This is a genomic window from Mycobacterium sp. NPDC050441, assembly GCF_040655355.1.
In the GTDB taxonomy this organism is placed as follows: domain Bacteria; phylum Actinomycetota; class Actinomycetes; order Mycobacteriales; family Mycobacteriaceae; genus Mycobacterium.
The window spans coordinates 805,485-830,834 of sequence record NZ_JBFAJS010000002.1 but is presented as its reverse complement, the minus strand read 5'-3'; the positions used below and the strand labels follow the sequence as shown (position 1 = coordinate 830,834).

The 25,350-nt window shown below is 64.9% G+C and carries 27 protein-coding genes; 11 read left to right on the top strand and 16 right to left on the bottom strand.

Annotation, left to right across the window (positions count from 1 at the left end):
- Positions 1–204: 204 nt before the first annotated feature.
- On the bottom strand, positions 205–861 hold the full coding sequence (locus tag AB0I14_RS08900) for a hypothetical protein (RefSeq protein ID WP_358018903.1): 657 nt from the start codon (positions 859–861) through the stop codon (positions 205–207).
- Positions 862–893: 32 nt separating this feature from the next.
- The gene (locus AB0I14_RS08895) at positions 894–1,118 is read right to left on the bottom strand and encodes a hypothetical protein (protein WP_358018900.1); all 225 of its coding nucleotides are present in this window, start codon (positions 1,116–1,118) and stop codon (positions 894–896) included.
- A 382-nt stretch (positions 1,119–1,500) separates the two neighbouring features.
- On the opposite strand from AB0I14_RS08895, the gene ripB reads away from it, so the two are divergent.
- Together ripB and AB0I14_RS08885 are read left to right on the top strand one after the other, a co-directional pair.
- On the top strand, positions 1,501–2,145 hold the full coding sequence (gene ripB, locus AB0I14_RS08890; RefSeq protein WP_358018897.1) for an NlpC/P60 family peptidoglycan endopeptidase RipB: 645 nt from the start codon (positions 1,501–1,503) through the stop codon (positions 2,143–2,145).
- 48 nt (positions 2,146–2,193) lie between these two features.
- Positions 2,194–2,643, top strand: a complete 450-nt coding sequence (locus tag AB0I14_RS08885) for a hypothetical protein (RefSeq protein WP_358018894.1) — start codon at positions 2,194–2,196, stop codon at positions 2,641–2,643.
- 2 nt (positions 2,644–2,645) lie between these two features.
- Here AB0I14_RS08885 and AB0I14_RS08880 read toward each other — a convergent pair whose 3' ends face one another.
- From AB0I14_RS08880 to AB0I14_RS08865, 4 genes are all read right to left on the bottom strand, one after another.
- The gene (locus AB0I14_RS08880; RefSeq protein WP_358018891.1) at positions 2,646–3,584 is read right to left on the bottom strand and encodes a M56 family metallopeptidase; all 939 of its coding nucleotides are present in this window, start codon (positions 3,582–3,584) and stop codon (positions 2,646–2,648) included.
- Positions 3,581–3,970, bottom strand: a complete 390-nt coding sequence (locus tag AB0I14_RS08875) for a BlaI/MecI/CopY family transcriptional regulator (RefSeq protein WP_358018888.1) — start codon at positions 3,968–3,970, stop codon at positions 3,581–3,583. The genes AB0I14_RS08880 and AB0I14_RS08875 overlap by 4 nt, the downstream gene beginning before the upstream one ends.
- Before the next feature lie 112 nt (positions 3,971–4,082).
- Positions 4,083–5,609: a multicopper oxidase family protein gene (locus AB0I14_RS08870; protein WP_358018885.1), complete on the bottom strand. Its 1,527-nt coding sequence runs from the start codon at positions 5,607–5,609 to the stop codon at positions 4,083–4,085.
- Positions 5,610–5,742: 133 nt separating this feature from the next.
- Positions 5,743–6,057 (bottom strand): hypothetical protein, encoded by a 315-nt coding sequence (locus AB0I14_RS08865; RefSeq protein ID WP_358018882.1) that lies wholly within the window; start codon positions 6,055–6,057, stop codon positions 5,743–5,745.
- A 413-nt stretch (positions 6,058–6,470) separates the two neighbouring features.
- Between AB0I14_RS08865 and AB0I14_RS08860 the strand changes: the two genes are divergently transcribed.
- Positions 6,471–7,352 (top strand): L,D-transpeptidase, encoded by an 882-nt coding sequence (locus AB0I14_RS08860; protein WP_358019103.1) that lies wholly within the window; start codon positions 6,471–6,473, stop codon positions 7,350–7,352.
- Between the two features lie 128 nt (positions 7,353–7,480).
- Here AB0I14_RS08860 and AB0I14_RS08855 read toward each other — a convergent pair whose 3' ends face one another.
- From AB0I14_RS08855 to AB0I14_RS08835, 5 genes are all read right to left on the bottom strand, one after another.
- A complete protein-coding gene (locus tag AB0I14_RS08855) occupies positions 7,481–7,798 on the bottom strand; it encodes a hypothetical protein (protein ID WP_358018879.1) in 318 nt (105 codons plus the stop codon).
- 219 nt (positions 7,799–8,017) lie between these two features.
- A complete protein-coding gene (locus AB0I14_RS08850; protein ID WP_358018876.1) occupies positions 8,018–9,319 on the bottom strand; it encodes a TrpB-like pyridoxal phosphate-dependent enzyme in 1,302 nt (433 codons plus the stop codon).
- Positions 9,316–10,110: a rhomboid-like protein gene (locus AB0I14_RS08845; RefSeq protein ID WP_358018873.1), complete on the bottom strand. Its 795-nt coding sequence runs from the start codon at positions 10,108–10,110 to the stop codon at positions 9,316–9,318. The genes AB0I14_RS08850 and AB0I14_RS08845 overlap by 4 nt, the downstream gene beginning before the upstream one ends.
- Positions 10,111–10,136: 26 nt before the next feature.
- Positions 10,137–11,600, bottom strand: a complete 1,464-nt coding sequence (locus AB0I14_RS08840) for a phosphatidylglycerol lysyltransferase domain-containing protein (protein WP_358018871.1) — start codon at positions 11,598–11,600, stop codon at positions 10,137–10,139.
- 155 nt (positions 11,601–11,755) lie between these two features.
- A complete protein-coding gene (locus AB0I14_RS08835) occupies positions 11,756–12,292 on the bottom strand; it encodes a CGNR zinc finger domain-containing protein (RefSeq protein WP_358018869.1) in 537 nt (178 codons plus the stop codon).
- A gap of 25 nt (positions 12,293–12,317) precedes the next feature.
- On the opposite strand from AB0I14_RS08835, the gene AB0I14_RS08830 reads away from it, so the two are divergent.
- A complete protein-coding gene (locus AB0I14_RS08830) occupies positions 12,318–13,715 on the top strand; it encodes an MFS transporter (protein ID WP_358018867.1) in 1,398 nt (465 codons plus the stop codon).
- A gap of 35 nt (positions 13,716–13,750) precedes the next feature.
- Here AB0I14_RS08830 and AB0I14_RS08825 read toward each other — a convergent pair whose 3' ends face one another.
- Entirely contained in the window at positions 13,751–14,554 is an 804-nt protein-coding gene (locus tag AB0I14_RS08825) for an SAM-dependent methyltransferase (protein ID WP_358018864.1), read from the bottom strand.
- A 227-nt stretch (positions 14,555–14,781) separates the two neighbouring features.
- On the opposite strand from AB0I14_RS08825, the gene AB0I14_RS08820 reads away from it, so the two are divergent.
- Positions 14,782–15,627, top strand: coding sequence for an alpha/beta fold hydrolase (locus AB0I14_RS08820; protein WP_358018860.1), 846 nt, complete (start codon positions 14,782–14,784; stop codon positions 15,625–15,627).
- On the opposite strand, the gene AB0I14_RS08815 is transcribed toward AB0I14_RS08820, so the two are convergent.
- Entirely contained in the window at positions 15,624–16,241 is a 618-nt protein-coding gene (locus AB0I14_RS08815; RefSeq protein ID WP_358018857.1) for a helix-turn-helix domain-containing protein, read from the bottom strand. The genes AB0I14_RS08820 and AB0I14_RS08815 overlap by 4 nt on opposite strands.
- A gap of 160 nt (positions 16,242–16,401) precedes the next feature.
- On the opposite strand from AB0I14_RS08815, the gene AB0I14_RS08810 reads away from it, so the two are divergent.
- Together AB0I14_RS08810 and AB0I14_RS08805 are read left to right on the top strand one after the other, a co-directional pair.
- Positions 16,402–16,923: a hypothetical protein gene (locus AB0I14_RS08810; protein WP_358018854.1), complete on the top strand. Its 522-nt coding sequence runs from the start codon at positions 16,402–16,404 to the stop codon at positions 16,921–16,923.
- Between the two features lie 190 nt (positions 16,924–17,113).
- Positions 17,114–17,416 carry a hypothetical protein gene (locus AB0I14_RS08805; protein WP_358018851.1) on the top strand — a complete coding sequence of 101 codons (303 nt, stop codon included), beginning with the start codon at positions 17,114–17,116 and terminating at the stop codon, positions 17,414–17,416.
- Between the two features lie 63 nt (positions 17,417–17,479).
- Here AB0I14_RS08805 and AB0I14_RS08800 read toward each other — a convergent pair whose 3' ends face one another.
- Positions 17,480–18,349: a hypothetical protein gene (locus AB0I14_RS08800; protein WP_358018848.1), complete on the bottom strand. Its 870-nt coding sequence runs from the start codon at positions 18,347–18,349 to the stop codon at positions 17,480–17,482.
- A 186-nt stretch (positions 18,350–18,535) separates the two neighbouring features.
- Positions 18,536–19,183 (bottom strand): LysM peptidoglycan-binding domain-containing protein, encoded by a 648-nt coding sequence (locus AB0I14_RS08795; RefSeq protein ID WP_358018845.1) that lies wholly within the window; start codon positions 19,181–19,183, stop codon positions 18,536–18,538.
- 157 nt (positions 19,184–19,340) lie between these two features.
- Here AB0I14_RS08795 and AB0I14_RS08790 point away from each other — a divergent pair, with 157 nt between their 5' ends.
- The 3 genes from AB0I14_RS08790 to AB0I14_RS08780 are packed head-to-tail and all read left to right on the top strand — an operon-like array spanning position 19,341 to position 22,387.
- Positions 19,341–20,423, top strand: coding sequence for a hypothetical protein (locus AB0I14_RS08790; protein WP_358018842.1), 1,083 nt, complete (start codon positions 19,341–19,343; stop codon positions 20,421–20,423).
- A gap of 30 nt (positions 20,424–20,453) precedes the next feature.
- Entirely contained in the window at positions 20,454–21,302 is an 849-nt protein-coding gene (locus AB0I14_RS08785) for an alpha/beta fold hydrolase (protein WP_358018839.1), read from the top strand.
- Between the two features lie 14 nt (positions 21,303–21,316).
- The gene (locus tag AB0I14_RS08780) at positions 21,317–22,387 is read left to right on the top strand and encodes an isocitrate/isopropylmalate dehydrogenase family protein (RefSeq protein WP_358018836.1); all 1,071 of its coding nucleotides are present in this window, start codon (positions 21,317–21,319) and stop codon (positions 22,385–22,387) included.
- A gap of 11 nt (positions 22,388–22,398) precedes the next feature.
- Here the strand turns inward: AB0I14_RS08780 and AB0I14_RS08775 are convergent, their stop codons facing one another.
- The gene (locus AB0I14_RS08775) at positions 22,399–23,787 is read right to left on the bottom strand and encodes a cytosine permease (protein ID WP_358018833.1); all 1,389 of its coding nucleotides are present in this window, start codon (positions 23,785–23,787) and stop codon (positions 22,399–22,401) included.
- Between the two features lie 94 nt (positions 23,788–23,881).
- On the opposite strand from AB0I14_RS08775, the gene AB0I14_RS08770 reads away from it, so the two are divergent.
- A complete protein-coding gene (locus AB0I14_RS08770) occupies positions 23,882–25,348 on the top strand; it encodes an MFS transporter (protein ID WP_358018830.1) in 1,467 nt (488 codons plus the stop codon).
- The last annotated feature ends 2 nt before the right edge of the window (positions 25,349–25,350 follow it).

Sequence of the window (25,350 nt, the reverse complement as noted above, 5' to 3'; positions counted from 1 at the left end):
TTCTCTCCTTCACCGTTACGCCGCAGGCGACGACAACCGACCTTGCCCGGCGGCCTCGATCGTCATCGACCGCGGGCAAAACACAGTCTACACATGTCCCTGACTGAATTTTCAGTCAGGGCCGACGGAGTGAGAATCACCAGGTCCGCAACGTTTGCGATTCGTGCGCGACGATCCCGGGTTGATTCCGCGCCGAGTGGTGAACTACCCGATGAGTGGATCGGTCGCCTCGTCGACCAGTTCGTTCGTCGAGGGGTCGAGCCGCTGAAGACGTGACACATGTTCGGCGTCTGTCGTCACCTTCATGATCAGCTCGGCCGGGTCCAGGCCTAGCGATTTCATTGTCGCCGTGGCCGTCTCGACGGCTTCGTGCTCGCTGATGTCACGCCCTCCGGCATACACCTTGGTGGTGTGGGCGTAGGCGGTTGTCCCGTTGGAGCGGTGAAACGACACTCTCCGAACGCTGATCGGTTCCTGTGGCGGGCCGCTGAAGGTGCCCGTCGTGTCGAACTGATTGACGACCGACACCGAAGCTCCGTTGTCTGTCAGGAGTTCGAAATGCAATTCCGTGACGCCGGTCGCGACAAGCGAAGGTCCGTTCAGAGTGATGGTCGATCCATCGACAACGGCGGTACGAAAGAACCCGAAGCTGCGAAATATCGGTTTGGGCGGGAGATCTACGTTGAATTCCATGTGCAACGCCAGCGTCGATTGAGCGACGACCGCGCGCGGGGCGTGGGAGTAGTGGATGGTGGCCGAGTGGCCCCAGGTTTTCACGGTGTCCGTCAAGACGATCATCTCCAGCATCCCCTTCTGCAGCCTGACGTCTACCAACGTATGGAGCGGCAGAACGTGTGCCATGAGTAATCCGCTACCTGTTCTGGCGCGACGCGTCAGACCTGCCCGCCTACCCCCGATGCATCAGGAACGCGGCGGGTTCGAGTTCGGTCCTCATTCAGCAGTTCGATCCAGCCGAGGAAGTCCGCGTCGGTGCCCGATCGGTACAAAACAGTGCGGTAGCCAGTGACGGGATTGACCTGCCTGATGGGATATTCAGCGTCCTCGTCACTCAGCCGACGATCATCCCGCAGATCCTCGGGCAATAGTTCGGGATTCATCGCTCCCCCTGATGCTGTGGCGGCTCACCGGCAATTCTGACTGGTCAATGATGCGGTGTACCGAGTAGTCGGCTACGCCATTCGATGGCATCGGCCGCAACTTCCGCGGACCCATGTCCGATACCAAAACGCAACCTCTGCAAGGAATTACACCGCTGCAATTCCGCAACTGGTGAGACAGACGTGAATATTGTGATGTATGGTACGTACGTACGTAGTTGCTACGTAGTCACGAATCGACCGATATCGGATCGGCTACGACTGGCGCGGGGCGGAAAGGAACTGCGGGACCATGCCTTTCATTCCGCGCGCAGATCAGCCGTCCTGGGATCGTCGAACACTTTTGCGCACAGGGGTTTTGGCCGCGGCATCGCTGGTTGTGATGGGAGCACCGCTCGCACATGCAGAGCCGACCACCGGCCAGTGGGATCCCATGCTGCCCAATCTGCTGAGCGCGGGTGCGCCGGGCGATCCGGTGGCCATCGCCAATGCCTCGTTGCAGGCGAGCGCCTTTGCCGCGCAGACGACGTTCGACATGGGCCGAAAGTTCCTCGGCAGCCTGGGTCTTGCGCCGCCTGACACCGGCGCCGCGGCCCCCGTCCTCCGCGGCAACCGCGTCTATGGCAGACAGGCGGTCGAGTACGTGATCCGGCGGGCCGGCACCCAAATGGGCGTTCCCTATTCATGGGGAGGCGGCAGCCTGACCGGGCCCAGTCGCGGAGTGGATTCCGGTGCCGGCACCGTCGGTTTTGACTGCTCCGGACTCACCCGTTACGCATTCGCCGGCGTCGGCGTCCTGCTCCCCCGCTATTCGGGCGATCAGTACACGGCGGGTCGCCAACTGCCGCCGTCACAGGCCAAGCGGGGCGACCTCCTGTTCTGGGGTCCCGGTGGCGGGCAGCACGAAGCGCTCTACCTCGGCGGCGGTCAGATGATCGAGGCGCAGCAGACGGGCGTTCCGATCAAGATTTCGCCGGTCCGTACTTCCGGTATGACGCCGTATGTCACCCGCATCATCGAGTATTGACTCCGACAGCAGCCGCGATCGTTTCGATCCGACAGTGAAGGTGCGACGATGCGCAACCAAACACCGGCCAACAGGCCTCGGGTCCGGCTATGGGTGCTGGCCTGTGCGCTCATTCTGGGCGTCGTCGTTGTGGTCGCCGTGAAAACACACGGCTTTGGTCTCGTGAATGCGGCGGAACGCACAGCGGAACGTGCGGCCGAGGAGCGCTGCGCAACCGACGTCCGAGGCAAGCTGGTGTCCCCCGCGACCGCGGAGCTCTCCGACGTGAAATCGGAGCTCGGCGACCTCGAGGCCGATAGTCGGGACTTGTTCCCGCTGACCACCGACCAACCGCTCAAGGGCGTCGAGCATTCGCGGATCACCGTATGGAACGTCTCCGGAATCGTTGACGCACAGACCGAAGCCGGCAGCACGATTCATGACCCCTTCACCTGCCGGGCATATTTCGTCGACGGCAACCTCGCAGACACCCTCGTCGTGTTCGAACGCGAGCACTGACATCAGCGACAGAGCACGCCCGATGCCCCCAGCACGAACGTCGCGACCGGAACCACCGCAATCACCGTCATCGCCCCGAACAGGCCGGCTCCGGCACCGACCCGGATCCAGGGCGCGGGTGGAAGAGCAAGGCGCTCAGCACGGTTCAGCAACGCGACATCAGCGGCGCCGAGTGTCTGCGCCGGCGTGGCTCCGGCAAGTGCCATCAGCCCGGCGAGGAGCGTGTGCTGCCCATGACGGCGCACCGCAACATCGTCAGCACACATTTCCAGCAGCCGACCGACATCGGCAGCGCCCCGGGTCATCAGCCGCACCCGTGGAAAGACCATCGCCAACCCGCGCAACGCGGTCACGATCTTCGGATGGTGCCCGTCCAGATGCGCCCGTTCATGAGCCAGGACGGCCTGCAACTCGTCGCGGCCGAGCGCGGCAATCGCCCCGCTGGTGACCACGATTGCCGGCGGCTCCCCCGCCACGCAGTATGCGGTCCGCTCACCGGTGTCGACGATGAACACATCGCGCTGGCCTGCCGGACGCCCCACCAGGCGGACCGCTTGGGCGTGACTGTGAGAGTGGGCGCGCAGCCGCCGAATCGTCCGTACGGCTTTGATCCCGACACCAACCACCGCCACGATCAGCGCTACCGCTACGACCATGACGGCCGCTTGCGCCGCAACACCCGCGCGCCCCGCCGCGATGTCGCAGAGGAACTGCACACACGAAGCCAACAACGACGCGCGTCGGCCGCCGTGAAAGACCACGTCAGCGACCACCAATATCGGAATGACGATCCAGGTGGCCAATACGCTGACGACAGCGGTCAACCAGGCCGCCACACCGAATCTCGGAGCAGACCCGCCGCGGGTGAGGGCGCTGAGGAGCGTCGGCGCCAGCACCATCATCGCCACGCTGTAGATCAGCAGGCCCGCGGCGACATTCACCGCTTTTTCGCCCTCGTCGACCGTCTGGCCAACGTACGTAGCGCGGCGCGCAATCGATCGGAATCCTGCGGGTCGATCTGCTCGATGAAATAGCTGAGCACCAGATCCGAACGGCCGCCACCGTCGAGCGCCTCGCGCATCAACTGCGCGGTGTGCTGCTCGCGGTTCAACCTCGGCCAGTACCGGTAGGCCCGGCCGTCGCGGTCGCGTTCCAGCCAGCCCTTCGTGTGGAGATTGTCCATCGTCGACATGACGGTGGTGTAGGCGATCCGGCGCTCACCGGCGAGCTCATCGAACACCTCGCGCACGGTGACCGCCGCGGGACCGCGATTCCAGATGCGATCCATGATGTCGGCTTCGAGTTCGCCGAATCCTCGTACGCGCACAGCACCCCTCCAAAATCGGTGATATGAGCCTACCGCGCACCGAAGCGTCCCACGCGTCTCGACGCGGCCGCCGTATCTACTACATAGGCTAGTACGTAGTACTGGCCTATGGTCAGGCGACGTAGTCAAGACTCGTCATCATCCCGGCATCCTGGTGATATGTGTTGTGGCAGTGAAGCATCCATGCGCCAGGATTGTCAGCGGCAAATACCACCCGCACCTGCTGCATCGGCAACACGATCAGAGTGTCCTTGCGAGCGCCGGGTCGCCCGTCGTCACCCATCACCTGAAAGGTGTGGCCATGCAGGTGCATCGGGTGCCACATCATCGACGAGTTCCGGAATGTCATTGCGACGCGTTGCCCTTCGCGCACGGTCAACGGCTGTGCATCGGCGAACGTGCGGCCATTGATCGTCCACTCGTAGTTCGCCATCGAGCCGCCCAGTTCGACGGGCAGTTCCGCGTCTACGGGCTTGGAATCCAAAGTGGCCTCCGGAGCCGCGGTGAACGCGCTGACCGTGCCGAGCCGCCCCCGCAGCTCGGGAGGCACGTAGTCGGGCGGGGGCGTCGAGCCGTCTGAGGTCACCAGCAGAGCCCGTGTCGACGCATTCTTACCCTCCGCGGACGCGACGAGCGGGAACACCCCGTCCCGCACGGTGACCACCACGTCATAACGCTCGCCCATCCCGAGCAACACCGCATCCACCTCGGTGGGGACGACGGGGAACCCGTCGGTATGCGTGACGGTCATCCGGTGCTCGGCCAATGCGACCCGGAATGCCGTATCGGAACCGGCGTTGATGAACCGGATCCGCACCCGCTGGCCAGGTCGCGCCCGGAAGCTGTTGGGGTTCTGGGCGTTACGACCGTTCACGACATACATCGGGTAGTCGACGTCGCCGGCGTCGCCCCCGAGTGCCGAACTTCCGCCACCGCCCATCGACCCCATCCCGCCGTGGCCGTTCATGCCAGGCATACCGCCCATGCCGCGGCCGCCGCCCGACGACCTGCGCAGGCCGGCGTAAATCTGCGCAGGACTTTCGCCGACGCCGTCGGTCCAATCGTCGAGCATCACCACCCATTCAGCGTCATATCTGCCCGGGTCATCGGGGTCGTCGATGATCACCGGGAAGTACAAGCCGGTGTCCGCATCCAGACCGGTGTGTGGGTGGGCCCAATAGGTTCCGGGATGGGGTGCCGAGAACCGGTACGTGAAATCAGCACCGTCGGGGATGTCCGGGGTGGCAGGCGCCGCCCCGTCCATGTCATTGCGGAGCGCCAGGCCGTGCCAATGGACCGAGGTCGCATGGCCGAGCCTGTTGCGCAGCGTGACCTCCAGCTCGTCGCCGACCGACGCCCGCAACAGGGGCCCCGGCACGATGTCGTTGTAGGCGATCGTCTCGGCGACCCTGCCACCCAGATCAACTTGGCTGCGCTGTGCGGTCAGGGTGGTCGACACGGTGCGGCCGGTGTGAGGGCGGCGGGCCTCGGCCGCGGCGATGGCATCCGGGGAAGTCGCACGGGTGGAGGTGGCGCCGGACTCGCGCTGGCACGCCGCGATGGTCGTAGCGCTCAGAGCGGCCGTGGCCACGAGGAATCCTCGACGGCTGAGACGCGGCAAACGGGCGGTGTCGGGCATGGCGGGCTCTCCAGTGGTCTTACGTGAAAGATCGAGGTGCATGGCGCTTCGCCTCCACCTGACCACCGAAGAACAGTGAATCGGTATGGGTTATGTGAAGGTTTGTTGAAGAACTTTGTTGAAGAACTACGCCTCAGCGGTGACATACCAGGTCGACATAGACGGTGGGAGCCACGGTCTGCTGCGGGCGGGTTCTGACACCGATCAACGGATTCTGCGATTGCGAGGCCTTGCGCCCCGGGCGTACGGCGTTGACCGTGCACTTGTTGAGCGGTGCATCGCCCACTCTGCTGACGAGAACTCGGAATCCTTCGGCCTGAAGCATGCCGATCGTCGACTGGGCATCCGACGTTCCGGTAGGAGCCGCCCCCGCAGCGCCCGGGAACGTCATCATCGCGGCGGCGGTCGCAATCGCGAGAACCACCGATACTGAACGGGTTAGAGACATCAACGATCTCCTTCGATAGATGATCTCGTGCGCTGAGCGTAAATTCGCACCGACACCGGAAACCGAAACTCATATCGAACGCAAAGCGAGTCTGCCGTTTCTACGTATATATCCCGTATGTGACAACTACGTACGGGCGTATTCCGCAGGTCAAGTCACTCATCAGCCTCGGGCTGCCCTTTACGGATTCTTCACGAAAGTAATGGCAAATCAGTACTTTCGGCGGGTACGCCCGATGGCGAACAACCGCGCGTCACTGGCGCGATCTACTATCCCCGTACGTAGCTAGTAGACTGGTCGCACAACCATGAATCCGCCCGAGCGGGCGTGGTCATCAAGGACATCTCGTCGATGGAGGCCTCGTGCAGCACCGCACCAGACACCTATGGCTCACCGCGATCGCGGCGACCGTCATGGTCACCGCATCCAGCGTTACCGGTACTACCGCCCTGGCCGAGCCCGCAGGGCCGCCGCCGCCCGTCGAACCGGCACCAGACCTCGCCCCACCACAGATGCCGTGGCCGGCCCCGTTCGGTCAGGCCGCCGATGTCGGTATCCCGGCAGGACAGAACCCACTGCCGTTCACCGGCGAAGCGCCGTTCCTGCCACCCGCATTCAACCCGGCCAACGGCTCTATGGTCGGCGTCGCCAAGCCGGTCTACATCACGTTCCAGCGGCCGATCGCAGACCGTCAGATGGCCGAGGACGCCATTCACATCTCGTCCAACCCTCCGGTGCCCGGCAAGTTCTACTGGATGAGCGACACTCAGGTGCGCTGGCGTCCGATCGACTTCTGGCCGGCCGGTACCGTGGTCAATATCGATGCCGCCGGCACTAAATCCAGTTTCCGCGTGGGTGATTCACTCGTGGCCACCATCGACGACGACACCCATCAGATGCAGATCCACCGTAACGGCAAACTGGAGAAGACCTTCCCGGTCTCCCTGGGCAAGCCTGGCTACGAAACCCCCAACGGCACGTACTACGTGCTGGAAAAGTTCTCCGACATCATCATGGATTCGTCAACGTATGGGGTTCCGGTGAACTCGGCCGAGGGCTACAAGCTCAAGGTCCAAAATGCCGTCCGCCTCAGCAACACCGGGATTTTCGCGCACAGCGCTCCCTGGTCAGTCGGCGATCAGGGCAAACGCAACGTCAGCCACGGCTGCCCCAATCTCAGCCCTGCGAACGCACAGTGGTTCTTCGACCACTTCGGCAGCGGAGACCCCGTCGTCGTCAAGAACTCCGTCGGCCTCTACAACCAGTCCGACGGGGCGCAAGACTGGCAGATCTGATCAATGTGCCGGCGCCGAGCCCGGCACATTGATTTCATGACCACTTCGGCGTTTTCTGCCGTGATGAATTGGTGCCGCGAATTGTCTGAACTAAAGCCAAGGAATTAATTGCCAACGTGGGCTGGCGTTCAGCGATTACACATGAGATCGACGTATGCGGTGGTATAGCGCACGAGGTTGTTCACGTTGCCCGTAGGACCCCGCTGCACCCACGAATGCTTGACATCGGTGCCCTGACGCACCGCCGTCACGGTGCATTGATCCATGGGGGCATTACCTACTTTATTGAGGATCACGCGAAATCCCTGAGCTTCGAGGTCGCTGATGGTCGCCTGGGCCGATGTCTGACCACTAGGTGCAGCATGTGCCGGCGCAGCTGAGGCAAACCCGAGTGCTACTGCAAACGAGGCAACGGCGACGGTATTCACGAGCAGATCGTTCGTCATCCAATTCCCTTTCCGGCCAGTCGCTACGCCGGCCTCGTATTCCTGAGGCGTCTACATCGAGCCTAGATGCGAATACGAATACAGGGCGAAACTCATATACGACGCATAATTAGCCGCATAGGATTTTCATGGTGAATTCAGGTCGTTTTCAGACCTGCCGGCTGGCACCGGATCATCAGCGCTCGTTGTCGTGCGGTCACAGACCCCGACGCGTCAGTGTCAGAAATTCCCGTCCAGGAACTCCGCGTACGCCGGCAGATCGAGTTGGCCGTGACCTGACAGCCCGATCACGACCACCTGTTCGGCCGGATCGTCGGCGACGTGCCGGGCAGCGGCCGCGATCGCGTGGGTGGATTCCGGTGCCGGGACGATGCCCTGGGTCCGCGCGAACAGCACTCCCGCAGAGAACGCGTCGTGCTGCCCGATGGCGATGCCCTCGACCAGTCCCAGTTCGACCGTGTGGCTGAGTGCGGGCGCCATCCCGTGGTAGCGCAGTCCACCGGCATGGATCGGGTCGGGCACGAAATCCATTCCGAGCGTGTGCATCTTGAGTAGCGGGGTCAGGCCTGCCACATCTCCGTGGTCGTAGCGGTACTCCCCCTGCGTGATCGACGGGCACGCGACCGGCTCGGCGGCCACGACCTTGGGATTCGACCGTCCGTGGATCTTCTCGCGCAGGAACGGGAATGCCAGCCCGGCAAGGTTGGATCCACCACCGGCACAACCGAAGACGATGTCAGCACCGTTCGGCTCGACGGCGGCGAGCTGCGCCACGGCCTCCTGACCGATCACGCTCTGGTGCAACACCACATGGTTCAGCACACTGCCCAGCGCGTAGCGGGTGTCGGGATCACCGGCCGCAACCTCGACTGCCTCGCTGACCGCCATCCCCAGGCTGCCGGTGGTGTCGGGCGTCGATGCCAGGATCGCGCGCCCCGACGCGGTGAGATTCGATGGGCTTGAGTGCACGGTGCCGCCGTACGTCCGGATCAGATGACCGCGGTACGGCTTCGACTCGTAGGACGCGCGGACCTGCCAGACCTCGATCGCGAGGCCGAACTGGGCTCCGGCGAAAGCCAGTGCGCTCCCCCACTGCCCGGCGCCGGTCTCGGTGGTCAGCTTCCGAACCCCGTCGATGCTGTTGTAATAGGCTTGCGCCACAGCGGAATTCGTCTTGTGGCTGCCGACCGGGCTGACACCCTCGTACTTGATATAGATGTGTGCACCGGTATTGAGTGCCTGCTCGAACCGCCGGGCCCGGATCAACGGGGACGGTCGCCACATCGTGTAGATCTCGCGCACTGCATCCGGGATCGCGATGTAGGGCTCTGTGGACACTTCCTGCGCGATCAGGCCGCTCGGGAACAGCGCCGCGAGGTCGTCCGGGCCGACCGGCTCCATGGTTCCCGGGTGCAGATGCGGCGGGATCGGCTGATCGAGTTCGGCCGGCAGGTTGTACCAGTGCGTCGGCACCTCGACCGTGACCAGATCGGGATGGGCGGCGTCGGCGTGCAGCGTCATGCGGACACTGTAGTCAGGCTCGCCGTGCTGCACTTCGACCCGGCAACCCAACGCCGCCGGCCCCACGTGGCAATCATTGCGACCGCCAAACCCGCAGGCAGCGCAATCGGCGCCGCATCTGGCGATACGCCGACGAGCAGCAGGAGTCCAAACCCGATGCCGATGGCCAGCAAGGACCGCCGGGCCGGCGTCCAGTTCGACTCAGAGCGGAACCGGATCGACAACAGCATCCCGAGTATCAACGCAATGGCGTGGCCAATGGCAGTGAAATCTGTCCCCACCACCGCGACAACCAGGGCAATTGTCGCCCAACCGCCGATCCATGCCGGGCGCCACCGCGTCGGTATCGCCGCGGTCAGGGTGCCGAGGACTGCGAGGGCGCCATAGCTCAGCCCCACATCTTTGGCGTGCGCAACCGAGATGGGCAGCCATCCGAGTTTGATCGCCGCAGCCAGTCCGGCGGCCACGATCAAGGTGGCCCCGACGTGGCCGACGGCGAATGCCTGGATCAACCGGCTGCTGCGCCAGTGCAGCTCTGCCAGCGCGAGCAGGCACACCAGGCCCGGCAGGAGCAGATATGTATATCCCTCGGCGGTGATGAAGGCACTACCGAGGAGTGTGCCCAGATTGCCCCGACCAAGGTTCTCCAGATTGGTGCTCAGATGGCCGACCACACGGTCCTGCACCTGGGGCCCCAAGATCAGCAGCAGCGACGCGATCACGAACAGAGCCGTCGCGTACGTCAGGGTGACACGGACCCGGACCAGACTGGAGAAAACTCGCGAAAACATCTCGATCCAGCATACCGACGTTGCGATTACCGAAACGCGCTGGTCAATTGGGTCGGACGATGTGGAGCGAGTTCCAAAGTCAGCAACGCAGCCGCCGCTGGAACGACATCGACCAGTGGCAGTAACACGTACCGCCGCTCCGCCAACGCGTCGAACTTCCGGACGTAGCGATACAGCGACTCCAGCTTGATGAGCCGGTCGCCGACGTGTGCAAGAGTCCGCAGTGCGCGGACGGTGACCTCATCGCGGCGGCCGCCCCCGAAGAGATCGGGAAACGGCGCAAAAGCCAGCGAGACGCGCTCTCCCCCGTGCGCCTGGGCCCAGGTGATCATGTCGACGGCGAGCCGCTCGTCGATCCCGTTCGGCGCGCCCGACCGGCGCCATGGGAGGTCGAGGCTCAGCTCGGTGCCACCACCGGCGCTGGCATAACGCTGGAATGCCTGAAGCCGTCCATCACGATCACGGGCGTAGATCAGCCACACCCCCGGGTAGCGGCCGGACAAGGTGCCACCGAGCATCATCGAAAACCCTCGTTCGGAACCGACCGCCTTGCCCGACTGCCGCATCACGTCGAGAAGTTCGGCCCGCAACGCACCATCGATGTCGGATTCGGCGACCACCTCCGTCGCGACGCCGGCATTGCGGGTCCGTTGAACCGCCTGCCGCAGATTGCGCATGCGCCGGCCGACGAGGTCAAAACCATTGACTTCCACCACGACGTCACGCCCGATCGGAATGGCCCGCAATCTGCCACCGATCACGGCGCGGTCGCGCCACAAAATCAATCGACGCTCCGAGGCGGCAAGCACCACAATTCGCCAACCCCGCGCCCGGCACAGCCCTGCAAAGGTGGCGACCACCTCCGGATAGCGGGCCCGGTTCCCAATCGGATCGCCGCTGACCACCGCCAACCCGGCCAGGGCGCGGTAGGCCAGGGCGGCCGTACCGTCCGCCGAGAACACGTAGCTCTTGCCCGCAGCCATCGCAAACGGCGCCAGCGGATCGCCCGTTGTTTCGTTGACCAGCGATGACACCGCAGCTAAGGCATCCGGTTGCGCTGTCGATCCCCTCGGCCTGACCAACATCGCCGCCGCGAGAACCAGGCAGATCCACCCGTCCGCCGGGTGACCGATCACCACGGCAAACGCCCCGAGCAACACGGCTGCTGCCGCGGTGGCGCCGTGCGCCACGGTCATCGGGCGCCCAAGAAGCAGACCGTGCAGCAGAACCGTCGCGGCCAACGACACCGCGAGCAGACTCATCAGCGCCGACTCGTGACCGATCCGGCCCGTGCCGTGATCAACAACCAGTGCCGTCGTACTGCCCGCGAGGGTCAGTACCACCACGGCCCGCAGAAAGTGCAGCCGTAGCCTGCGGTGCGTGTCGACACCGACAGCGTCCGCCGTCACGCCGGTAGGTGGGCGTGAGGCCGGTGCCGGTGACGGAGTCACATCGATGGTCTCCCAGTGCTGCCCGAAGGTACGGATCATGCCGTCTATCACCAATATACGAACCGGAACTGAATTGCGCCGACAGACGTGCCCCGATCGGCCGCTGATGGGCGAACCCGATCGGAAACAGTACGTCAGACGCGCTAATGATATGACCGAGTGCCTCCACGGAATACGTTGCGCAAGGGCAGGTTTCAGCGACGCGCCGAAGTTCGCGCGGACCCGGCTCGGTGCCGCCTTACGGCGTCACGGTTCGCGCAGCCGTGACGGCAGTATTTCTGTGTGCCGGGCCGGGTGAAGTCCACGAATGCCATGGTGCAGCCATCCAGGGCGCACCGCCGGATACGTTGCATCCCGCGTTCAGTGAGAAAGTGGGCAGCCGCAGCGCTTGTGGAGCCGGCCAGGGTGGCCGCGAAGCCCGCGTCAGCGTCGCGGTAGTGCAGATGCCAACCACTGCCGTCGTGGTTGGTGATCGACGGACTGGTGGCGAACCGAGCCAGCAACCGGTTGAGGATGAAGACCCTGTGCTCTTCGGTGTCGGCATCGACGACGTCCGTCCAGACTTCGAGGAAATCGCCCACCCGCCGGAGGTCGACGTCCGTGACTCGGCAGTGGATTGGCATGCCCAGACTCGTCCAGCGCCGTTCCAGATCGCCCGGCGTCGTCGCCGGCTGATTGACCAGATCGGTCACGTTCCGCAGCAGTGGCTCGATGTAATGGTTTACATGCACAACACCATTACACCAGGGTCGGACCATGCCGTCGAACTCCCCCAACTTCATGCCCGTTCGCGATCTAGCAGGCGATCAAGATACGGATTGGCGCCCATTGGTGACCTGCTGTCTCGCGACTTTCCTACTGCTGGCGTTCACCACCGTCCTGACTGTCAGCGCCGAGCCCATCGCAGGCCGGCTCGGTGCGGGATTCGCGGTAGCCCAATGGATCATCGACGCCTACACCCTCGCGCTGGCGGCGCTGGTGGTAGTCATGGGCACACTCGGAGATCGGCTGGGACATCGGCGGCTGTTCTTGATCGGGCTGATCATCTTCGGGTTGGCATCGGCGGGATCCGCGACTGCATCCAGCGGCGGAGTTCTGGTCGCGGCGCGTGCCATCCAGGGCGTCGGCGGTGCCGCGATCTTCGGCACTGTCGTCCCGTTGTTGACCCAGCACTACCATGCCCGGACGCGTGGGGTCGCATTCGCTGTCTGGGGTGCAGTGGCCGGGATCGGCAGCACCGTGGGCACCATTGCCGGCGGAGCGGCAACCCAATTCATCACGTGGCGTTGGTTGTTTCTGGCAGCGCTGCCGATATGCGTGGTCGCGGTGATCACCGGAGTGCGGTCGTTGTCGCGTCACCGCTACGCGCCCGTACGACTTGATGTCGCGGGAGCAGCACTCGTGACCACGATGATGACCGGCACCACTTACGGCGTGATCAATGCCGGCGAGTCCGGGTGGGCCTCGCCGGGAACGATAGGTGCGGCGGTGGTGAGCCTCGCCGCGGTCTGGGTTCTCGTCCTGGCCCAACGCCGCGCCACAAACCCGTTATTGCCCCCGGACCTTTTCGCCACCCGCGGCTTCATCGCCGTTCTCATCGCCGGATTCACTTACTACTTCGCCGCTTTCGCCGCACTGCCGGTGCTGTCGCGGTGGTTACAGTCCAGCTCCGGCATGCCGCCACTGCAGGCCGCTCTGGTATTGACAGTGCAGCTTGCCGCGTTCGTCCTGGTGTCGCTGGTATTCAGCGCGCGATTGCACCATGCACCGCGCAGCTGGGTGCTCGGTGGTGGGACAGTACTCACCGGCCTGGCCTGCCTGCCCGGTGCCGCACTCCTGCTGCGGCCGGATTGGACGTCCCTGATCGCGATGCTCCTCGTCACCGGTATCGGGGCTGCGATCGTATCCCCCGTGCTCCCCGCAGTTGCGGTGATGTCGGTCCCGCCGGCACGGGCCGGAGTAGCCGCCGCGGCGGCCAATGCCGCGCGTCAACTCGGTCTGACCATCGGTGTCGCATTGTGCGGCACCATCAGCCAGGCCGGGCAGGCGCGTGGCGGTCCGTCCACAGGTGCGATAGTGGCAGTGCTCCTCACCTCTGGCGTGGTCGCGATCTGCGGCGGGGCGATAAGTGCAGCGTTGCTCCGCGGCGAATGATCGTGCACTGCCCCGATATAGCGGTGGCGCTGCGCTCACTGCCCCCGACGCACAGCAGCGACGTGGCCCACCTCGGAATCCTCAACCGCGACAACGCGATCAAGCGTGGCCACAGTGTCGTTCCAACTGTGAAACTCGGTGTCCCAACCAAGGCCGTCGAGCCACTCGCGGACATCGCCGATGGTTTCACGTGGGGCGTCACCTGCCGCGCTGGTGCCGACCAGGTCTCGCAGTCCGGAGTAGGGCCGGCTGTTGGAATCCACCGAGTACCGACTGACGCCGAATCGGCTACCAGGAGCCGATAATTCGGTCAGTGCCGCGACCACGTCACGACGCGAGCCGTCGGGCAGATAGGGCAGTGCGCCTTCATCGACCCACAGGGTCGGCGATTCCGAGTGAAATCCGCTCTCACGCAGGGGCGTCGTCCAATCCCCTCGCAAGTCGGTCGCGATGACGCGGCGATGACAGGTGGGTGCGACCCCTTCGTTGGCCAGAACGGGCTCTTTGAACCCGAAGAGTTCAGGTAGGTCGATCTCGAAGACAGTCACCTCGGCTGGCAAATCCATCCGAAAAGCCCGGGTATCCAATCCGGCTCCGAGCATGACGATCTGTGCGATACCTCCATCTACCGCATCCTGGACCCGGTCATCGACCAATCGGACGGCCACCGAGCGTCCCTCATAGAACTGGTCGGCAAGCTCCTCCAGCGACGCCCACCGCTGCGCCGAAAACCCCTCACGCGCTGCGTCGACGAACGCCTGCGCCAATGGATCGCGATACAACCGATCTGGACGTCGGCTCTCACGCACTCGGATTACAGCTACCCCGATGGCCGTCATGGCAACACCGGCGACCGGCACCGCAGAACTGGCTTCCCCCACTATTACCCCACAGACATTTGACATGGCGTCGGTCATGCACGTGTGACGTGCAGGACGCTAGGCCGCCTCCGTTCCGGTCGTCAAGCAACAGGCATCGCGGGCGCCGACCGGCAATCACGCAGGTCGTGTTCCATCGGATGGGACTGCCGACCGACAGGCCGGCCGCCACCCGTAGGTTGGTCGGCATGACCGAGCTGGAACTGAAGCAGATCGAGACATCCGCCGGAGTGCTGCGGTATTACGACACTGGCGACGGACCGACGGTGCTGTTCCTGCACGGCTCGGGCCCAGGGGTCACCGGTTGGCGCAATTTCCAGGGAATCCTGCCCACCTTCGCCCAGCAATTCCGTTGTCTAATACTGGAATTCCCGGGATTCGGCGTCACCGATGACATCGGCGGCCACCCCATGGTCGCCGCACAGGGCGTGGTCGGTCCCTTCGTGGACGCCCTCGGCATCGACCGCGTCCACATCGTCGGTAACTCGATGGGCGGCGGCGTCGGAATCAACTTCGCGATCCGGCAGCCCGACCGCATCGGCAAGCTCGTCACCATCGGTGGGATCGGAACCAACCTGTTCAGCCCGGGCCCCAGCGAGGGCATCCGGCTACTGCAGGAGTTCACCGAAGACCCGACCCGCCAACGCCTGATCGATTGGCTGAACTCGATGGTCTACGACCCGGCGCTGGTGACCGACGAACTGATCGAACAGCGCTGGGAGCTGGCGACCGATCCCAAGACACTTGCCGCCGCCAAGCGGATGTACGGCAAAGCGGCTTTCGCGGGAATGATGGCCGCCATGCGGTCTTCTGATGCCCCGATGCCCTGGGCGCAGATGCACAAGGTGGCGGCGCCGACGCTGCTGACCTGGGGCCGGGATGACCGGGTCAGCCCGCTCGATATGGCCCTGATCCCCATGCGGACGATCCCGAACGCCGAACTGCACGTGTTCCCCAACTGCGGGCACTGGGCCATGATCGAGGCCAAAGAGGCCTTCGAGCAGACCGTCCTGGGATTTTTGACCCGAAGCTAGGGTGTCTCGCGCTGGTCGTCGGATTCCACATGGGCCATGACCATTTCCAGAAACGGCCGGTACAAGTCCTCGGAATCGATGTGGCTGCCCAGCGTGATTCCCTCGTTGGCGGCGATCAGCACTTTGGCCAGCAGGTCGGAGCGCACCCGTAAGCGTCCCCCGATCTTCTCGAGGTGGGCGTCGATGTAATCGGCCAGCGAACGCACAGTCTGCTGGCGCTGCTTCGCCACACGTTCCCGCGCTTCGGGATTGCGCAGTAGGAACAAGGTGAACTCGTAGCCGAGCGCCGCACGTTCGGGTGCGCCGATGCTCAGTTCCCGCCAGCGCTCGGCCAGCTTGTCGGCGTCGAAATCACTGACGGTGTGAAACGACTCCACGATATCGGTGAACCCGTCGAGAAAGCGTTGCAGCTGGCGCTCCATGACGGCCAGGAACAGCTCTTCCTTGGTGCCGAAGTGGGAGTAGATCGCGCCGCGGGTGTAGCCGGCGGCGTCGGCAATGACCTCGAGGGCGGCCGCGCCGAAACCCTGCCGCGCCACCACCTCCTCGGCCGCGTCGAGCAGCAACGTGCGGGTGTGCTCGACCCGCCGCTGCCTGGTCCACCGCTCAGCCACCGCGCCATCCTCCCAGCACCTGCACAAAACCTGGGCTCCTCGCCCCGCCGCTGAAATTCATCGTTGAATCTACGATACAGATATGTATATTAATTGTGTGCGCCACGCCACATGAGCCCTTGGCCTGGCCCTACCGCTCCCCCAATGGATAAGGACCGCAATGGATCTGGTCGATCGAATTGCCAAGCACCGGCGCATGGCCGAGAGCTACCGCGACAAGTACGTGCTGCGGAAGGTGCAGGACGGCGAGTCCTATGACGAGTGGGAGTTCACCGACGACGCCGTGTACACCTCGCCCTATTTCGTCGCCGGCCAGGAACTCGTCCTCAAAGACGTGGCGACGTCATTCGACGTCGCGGCCACCGTCGAGGCCAAGGCCTACTCCGTCGTCTTCCCCGACTGGAAACCCGTCGACCACAAGTTCTGGCCCGCCGACAACGGCTTGGTGATGCGCTACCGCTGGGAGGGCACGACAGCCGACGGCGAGACGATGGGGTTCTACTCGATCAGTTTCATCGACACCAACGAAGACGCCCAGATCACCCACTGGTCGACCTATGTCAACGACGAGGAGTACGGGCCCTTCCTGGAGAAGGCCATCGGCGCTCGGGGGCCCTTCCACGGCGACGAGTACATGGAGGCCTTGGCCCGTCACTTCGAAAAGCACAACCTGACCTGGTGAGGGTGGGCCACCGGCCCGAATCTGAGAATCGGCTGTCAGAGATCAATCATCTTGACACCGTGCTGATTTCAATACGTTACGGATCGCACAGCCCGTCCCCACAATCAGCACAGGGCAAACACATCGCCTCGAAATAGCGTTGCTCTCCGTGCGGCACCGTCGTCGCACTGGTCAGAAACGGAGTAGAGCAATGCGTTTCAGGAAATCCGTTGGCATTTCAGCGATGGCGGCAGGTATCGGTGTAGCCGGGTTGTTGGGCCTCGGTATCGGTACGGCCAGTGCCGATCCGGGCTGCGACCGCCCGGGTACGCCGCCGTGTGGTCGTCATGACGACCGTGGCGCGCGGCCCGATGACTGGCACGGACGCGATATCGACGCGGGGCGTCGCGATCATCAACCCTTCGAGTGGAATGGCCAGCGGGTGACCCCTATGCCCTCCGGCGATGGCCGCGGCTGGGGCTTCTGGTTCCTCGATCGTTGGATTCCGATGTAACCGAACCGATTCTGGTGGGGCACTCATCCCCTAGTGCCCCACCAGAATCCGGAATGCGAACGGTCAACGTGGCGTGGAGCAAACCGCTTTCACCGCGCCGTCCATCGCGATGGCCGCAGTCCAGTTCGCATGATCTGCGGATTCGAACTTCGGCAGCTTGGCGGCGTAGTTGTCCACGTACCGGGACTGTGCACGCAGCAGCCCAGCCAGCAGCGGATCCGTGGCCTTGTCTGCCAACCCGCGCAGTTCGGCAGCCTCCTGACGCATGATCGGGATGACGGACATCGTCACCGACCGTTGTTTGGGCGACCAACGCGCGGCCGCAACACGATGATCGGTCTTGACCCAGGCCTGCTGCCGGCCGTCGTACCCGGCGCTCGCCCGCTGCCACTGAGCGCAGACCGGATCCAGCCTCGGTGCGGCGAATGCCTGAGCGGGCTTGCTGCCCGGCTCATCCATCGCCGCCGGCGCAACCACTTCAGCAGGAACGGGTTTCGCACTCGACGATGCCGGCCCGGCAGTCGTCTGCTCTTCCTCGGGTCCCGACACCGTGACCGCAACCACGCCGCCGACGAGCAATGCGGCGGCCGTGGTCACACCGACCGTTTTCCACGCCCGGGTGCGGGTACCGATCTGCTTGGTGCCCAGCGGCCGGCGACTGCCGCCACCCCGAAGCGCCACGTTGAAAGCCGCATCCGGACGAGCCCTCAGTTCGGCAACTGCCACTTCGACTGCAGCCGTCGGCGTCCCGAGATCGGTGAGCGCCTTGACGAATCGGGCCACCGACACCAGATCGCGGCCGTAGAGATTCTCCTGCGGCGGTAGGGCCGGCAGGAACCGCTCGACCAGATCCTCGCGCAGCTCCGATGCCCGCGCCACTTCCGCTGCGGTCAGCCAGTGCCCTGGAACCTCTTCTGCCCCAAACCCGGTCATCCGGTCGTCCTTCCCGCGCACACCAGATGATTGGTACAACATCCTGTGCATACGCTGCAACCGGGAACGCACCTCAACGACGCCACGTTGCGATCACAAGTTGGCTACCGGGCCGTTACGAACCCCTTTGCCACCAGCCCCGTGGGATCGACTGGCAAACAACCACTCTCGACCACCGAGGTGCGTTCACGACGGAAAGTACACCGCCTGATTAGAGAACAGGGTGTGCGGGCGGCTGATGTAGTTGGCCGCGGCGGCAACTGCCGCCCGGGTGCTCACGTCGTGGTCGCCGTACTCCTCGACGCACAGTGATTCGAGGGTGTCACCGGCGATGTGTCGACGACGGTTGAGCCCAGGAACGATCAGGACCTGGCCCGGCGTCGGATCGATGGACGGGTCGAGGTTGTTGGCGTTGGCGACAACGGCCGCGAGGTGATCATCGCCGTACCACCGGCCCGCCAATCCCGCAAAAGTCTCCCCATCGACAACCGTGTGGTGCCCGACGTTGGTGAGGTCCGGCAGCAGCAACCAGGCGCCACGATGGATCTCGCGCTGCGCCACACCGTTGACCACTTCCCAGATCAACTGGATGGCCGGGCTCTGCGTCCCGTAGAACGACTGCGTGAGCTGCTGGCGGGCGGCGGTGCCGTCATCGACGGTGAACAGGTACCGGTAGGTGACGTACGGGATCGATATCTCCTGCCCGATGTTGATCAGGCCCGGGTTAATGAGGTGATTCTGCTCGGCGATGACGGGATAGAGACCGCCGTCGCCGTATTCACGCTGGGCGATCCCGAACAGGGTGTCCCCGAGCGCCACGGTGTAGTTCTTCATCTGGCCTTGCCTTTCTGATCGCGTGCGGCGTCGATCGGCTCAGTGTCGGAGCCATGGCCGGAGACGGTCGCGCGTAGCCGGCTACCTGAAATCGCGGCATCAGATTTGAGGTAGCGCGCTACGCGTGCCCATGCCCGCCGACCTGGCCATGCTGTGAATGCTCGACCTGTCAGTTCAGATGCCGGACGGTGATGACGATGACGTATGGGATGCGGACATGACCGCGCTGACCACACCACACTCCGCGGCAGGCGACCGCCCGACGCTCACCCTTGCCGCGGCCGGGTCGACGTCAGCCGGCGACAAACCCACCGGTTCCACACTCGGCGACAAGCTGCGCCACCGGCCGCTGTCGGTATGGCGCGAGGTCGCCCGGGGCCGGCTCGCCGATCTGCATGCCGATCTCGACGGACTCCCGGTCGACTGCCGGGACGACCCGCGCCACCTCGATGCGCGGCGCCGGCTCAGGGAGGCCATCGAGATCGTCGATGCGCCGCGCAGCCTGCGTGGCCTGCTCAGCGGAGCGGCTGTGGAAGCCACCTGGCTTCGAATTCACGCCGTGGACGTCACCGTCATCCGACTGGCGACACCCGGAGTGGTCCGGGCGCGGCTACCCGAAATCGTCTCCACCGGAAAGGAATTGCTCGGCGACAGCCATGAATCGGTCGTGGCGATCCGGGATATTCTGGGGCACTCGAAGTGGACCGAACACGACCGGGAAGCCCTGGCGCACAGTGCCAGGGCGGTACATGCCGCCTCCGACAGCGAGAGCATGCGGCTACGCAGTTTCCGCAACATCCTGCTGGGCGCCACCGCGGTGTTGGCGCTGTTGGCGATATGTTTCGGGGTTGTCGGCGCCTTTCGCCCCGACACATTCGGTCTCGTCACAACCGGTACAACAGCACCCCGAGCGGATATCGCGATCGCCGAGCTCCTGGGCCTGGTGAGCGCCAGCCTTGTCGGCGCGGTGGCGATCCGCCGGATGAAGGGGACGTCCACGGCGTACGCGGTGCCGATGGCCTCGCTGTTGCTGAAACTTCCCACCGGCGCGTTGACCGCTGTCGCCGGGTTGCTGATGGTCAAGGCAGGTATCGCCGGGGACGGGGTCAGCGTCACCACCAACGCCCACGTAGTCGGCTACTCGTTGCTGTTCGGAGCGTCGCAGCAGGGCATCACCGGAATGGTGGACCGCCAGGCACAAAGCCTGCTCAACAACATCTCATCGAAGGACAACGCCTGATCGACGGGCCTGCTTGGCATGATGCTGGGTATGGATCAATACCGCCGCGAGGAGTTCGTATTCGACGTCACCGACAGCGGACCCGCTGACGGGCCGGTGGTTGTGCTGCTGCACGGCTTCCCACAGCAGAACAGCAGCTGGGGAGAGATCATCCCGCTGCTCACCGCCAACGGCTTCCGGTGTCTGGCACCCAACCAGCGCGGGTACTCACCCGGCGCCCGGCCGACTAGGCGCCGCGACTACCGCGCGACGGAATTGGTGAAGGACATCCTCGCGCTGATCGACGCCAGCGGTGCCGACCGAGTGCATCTGGTCGGCCACGACTGGGGCGCCGCGGTGGCCTGGGGCGTGGCCGGGAGCGCGCCCGAGAGACTGGCCTCGCTGTCTGCCCTGTCGGTGCCCCACCCGATGGCCTTCCTACGGTCCATGCTCACCAGCCGGCAGGGACTGGCGTCCTGGTACATGTACGTCAACCAACTGCCCTGGGTGGCCGAACGCTTCCTGCTCGGGCGCGACGGCAAGGGAAAGACCATGGCCAAGGTTCTGACCCGTAGTGGGCTGCCGCCGGAGGCGGCGGCACGTGACGTCCGGGCCATGGCGGAAACAGGGGCCCTGACCTCGGCACTGAACTGGTATCGCGCCATGCCGCTGAGCCGACTGGGCCCAGGCGCAGCGGACAAGATCACCGTGCCGACGCTGTACGTCTGGAGTGACGGCGACATCGCGATCACCGCCAAGCCGGCGCGCGACACCGCGAAGTACGTGAGTGGCCCGTACCGTTTCGAAACGCTCGCCGGTGCCTCACACTGGCTTCCGGAAGAGAAGCCTGCGGAGATCGCGGAAATGTTGTTGCAGTGGTTCGCGGCCCATCCGATCTGAACGGAGATGAGCGGGTGCTGACCCTGGGAGTGCTTCTCGGCGACGGTATCGGGCCGGAAATCGTGGACTCGGCCACCAGGGTCGCCGAACGGGCCTTGGCCGGGGTGTCTGTCGATGTGCATTGGCGCGAACTGCCATTCGGCCTCGAGGCCATCGGTGAGCTCGGAACTCCGCTGCCAGAACCGACGCTGGCCGAACTCGACGGGCTGGCCGGATGGATCCTCGGCCCGCACGACAACGCCGGATACCCCGAGCAGTTCCGCGGGACGCTTTCACCCGGTGGAGCAATCCGCAAGCGCTTCAACCTGTTCGCCAACATCCGCCCTGCCCGCGCCCTGAGTGCAGCCGTCAACGCAGTATGTCCCGATCTCGATGTCGTCATCGTCAGGGAGAACACCGAAGGGTTTTACGCCGACCGCAACATGTACGACGGCGCAGGCGAATTCATGCCCACACCCGATGTCGCGCTGGCGGTCGCAGTCTTCACCCGCACCGCCTGTGAGCGGATCGCCCACCAGGCATTCCAGTTGGCGGCGGTCCGGCGTCAGTCGGTCACCATCGCTCACAAGGCGAACGTCCTGACCAAAACCACCGGATTGTTCCTCGATGCGTGCCTGGCGGTCGCCGAGCATTACCCCGATGTCGCAGTCCGGGGCGAACACATCGACGCACTCGCGGCTCGGCTGGTGAGTCATCCCCGCGATTTCGATGTGATCGTGGCGGAGAACATGTTCGGCGACATCTTGTCCGACCTGGCCGGGCAGTTGAGCGGCTCGCTCGGGATGGCGCCCTCCATCAACGCCTCGCACACTCACGCGATGGCGCAGGCCGCACACGGATCGGCGCCCGACATCGCCGGACGCGACATCGCCAACCCGGTGGCGATGATCCTGTCCACCGCGATGTTGCTGCGCTGGCTCGCCGGCCGCGCAGGTGGCACACCTGCACTCGGCGGCGCCGCCGACCGTATCGAGGACGCCGTCCGACGCGTCCTCGATGCCGGTGTCGGTACACCCGACATCGGCGGCAGCGCGTCGACCTCGTCCTTCATCGAGCACGTCCTGGCCGCGCTGCCCGAGGTGTAGACCTCTGACCGCTACGGTCGGCGAGCCCGCTGCGCCAGCAACCGATATCCACCGTAAAGCATCAGCGCCACAACGAAATTGACAAAGTACGCGATGTCGGCGCCGTGCCATGCGGTCGCTACCGCACCCTGGATCAGGGTGGTGTTCATGAATGGCACGGCCACCACGTACGCCAGTACGAACGCGATCAGGGCGGCCACCGCGTCACGGCGAACTGTGGGTTCGGCACTCGGATCGATGCTGGTGCGGCCCCGGGTCCGGTACATCCAATCCACCACGACCACCGCGACGAACGCCGGAATCCAGTAGCTGACCAACAGGAGGACATCGGTGAACCGGGTCGCGGTATCGGCAGCGTGCAGCCACAGGATCAAGCCGAACGCCAGCACCGTCACGATGACCGCCGACACCGGTCGGCGCACGCGCACGCCGATGGTCTGCAACGCCAATGAGCCGCTGTAGTCGTTCATCACCCCCGACCCGATCGCCGCGAGGGCGATCACCAGCAGGGCCAGCCCGCCGAGCACGCCCCCGCCCATGACGGCGTGAACACCGTCGGCGGTGTGCTCACCGATGACCGACGCGGCCGCGATCCCGATGCCCTGAACGAAGATGTAGCCCAACACGATTCCGGCGAACGAGTATCCGAACACCTGCCACCGCGACGAATCCGTCGGGAGATAGCGACTGAAATCGGCGGCATAACTGGCCCACGAGATCGCCAGACTCAGGGCGATCGTGACCTCGAAAACGAATGCCCCGGCCAGATCCGCGCCGGCAACCGACGGCGCCACCACGATGTCATGGCCGCTGACCAGTTTGACCGTGAAGACCGCGAACGTGAGAAACAGGATGACGGTCAGCACCGCCTGCAGGCGGTGGATCAACTCGTAGCCGAAAAACCCCACGACGCCCTGGACTGCCAGCACGATCAACACCGCGCTCCAGAACGGGATGCCCAGCAGCGCCGCGAGCGCCTCCCCGCCGAACAAGCCGACCAGGGCGTCCCAGGCGATCGACGATCCCCACTGCAGGACGCCTGGTACCACGACCAGGCCGCCAAATGCCATGCGCGCGTTGGGAAGTTGACCAGCACCAGTGCGCGGGCCCCACGTCGACAGGTAGGCGACCACGGCTGAACCCAGGACGGTGCCGATCACCATGGCCAGCAGGCCCAGCCAGAACCCCAGCCCGAGCGTGATCGCCAATGTGCCGGTGAAAACTCCGGTCATATTGACCTGCGGCGCGAACCACACCGTGAACAGCCGGGCCGGATGTCCGTAGCGCTGGTCGGCAGCCAGCGGCGCGATCCCATGGGTCTCGACCGTCAGGTCACCGGAACCGGTCGGGCGACGTCCACTGAACGTGGACGCGTTGAGCGCGCTGACTCCGAAAGCCATCCGTCTATTCGACCACGCACCCGGTGTGGGGGCACGCGCCGGACCAAGGCCATAATCGACCAAACACAAAGATTAGCTATGGATCGGAGCGGAAGTGGCCAGGACCGAAACTGACCGGTCCGCCTCCCCCGCGCTTCCAGCTCCACGACGTGCCGGTGTCCTGATCGCCGGCCTCAGTCTGATCGCCCTCACCGTCGCCGTCCTGCAGACCGCGGTGGTTCCGATCCTGGGCATCATCGCCCGGCAGCTCAACACCACTTCGGTGGCGGTCAGCTGGGCCGTCACCGCCAACTTGCTCGCCGCGGCCGCCTCGACCCCACTGATCGGGCGACTCGCCGACCTCTACAGCAAGAAGCGTGTCCTGCTGGGCGTGCTGATAGTCGTGCTGACGGGTTCCGTGCTGGCCGCGGTCACCGCGTCGGTACCTCTGCTGGTGGCGGCACGCATCCTGCAGGGCGCCTCCTACGCGCTCTACCCGATCAGCATCGCGATCCTGCGTGAGGAACTCCCCGAGGATCGATTGGTCGGTGCGATGTCGGTGCTGTCGGGGACGCTGGGTTTCGGCGGCGGCGTCGGCCTCGTCGTCACCGGCCTACTGATGTCCGGCGATGCCGGGTACCACCGGGTCTTCTGGCTCACCACCGTATTCACCGCGGTCGTCATCGTGGTGGCGGTCGTGGTCGTGCCCAACCGCCGGCCGGACACGGGCGGGGCGATCGACTGGCTGGGCGCCGCCGGCCTGGCGATCGGATTGTCGTCGGTGCTGTTGGCGATCACCCAGGGCAATTCGTGGGGATGGAGTCATCCGGGCACGATCGGTTTCCTGCTCGGCGGCGTCGGCGTGCTGACCGGCTGGTGGTGGTGGGAGCGACGGGCCGCCGACCCCCTGGTCTCGACCGCGATGCTGGCCCGGCGACCCATTCTGCTCACCAACTTGGCCACGGTCCTGGTCGGGATGGGTCTGTACTTCGCCTTTCTCGGCCTCACCCAGTTCGTGCAGATGTCGCGCCAGGCCGCCGGCTACGGATTCGGGGCAACGGTGCTGCAGGCGAGCGTCTACTTCCTACTTCCCGGAGCGCTCACCGGTTTCCTGGTGGCGCTGGTCAGTGGCCGCTACATCGACCGGTACGGCGCCCGCCGGGTGCTGATGGTGGCCGCTGTGGCGGGCATCGCCGGATTCGTCATGCTCGCCGTCGCCCACGACCGCCCCTGGCAGGTCGTCCTGGCCGGCGTGCTTGCCAACGCGTACATCAGCCTCGGATACGGCGCGCTGCCCGCACTGGTGGTCAGTGAGGTGGATACCAGCGAGACGGGCATCGCCACGAGCATGAACGCCATCGCGCGAACCATCGGCAGTTCCGTGGCGGCCGCGGTCGTGGCCGTTCTGCTCGGGCATCGGCTCGTGCCCTCGGAAGTCAGCTTCGTGACGATCTTCGTCGCCGGTGCGGTCACCGCCGCGTTGGCGATGGCGCTCATCGCGGTGTCCCGGGCACCGGACCGCCACGGCGAGTCCGTGCACACCATGTCGGAGTCCCGCGCGATGAACCACGAGTGGGGCTGATT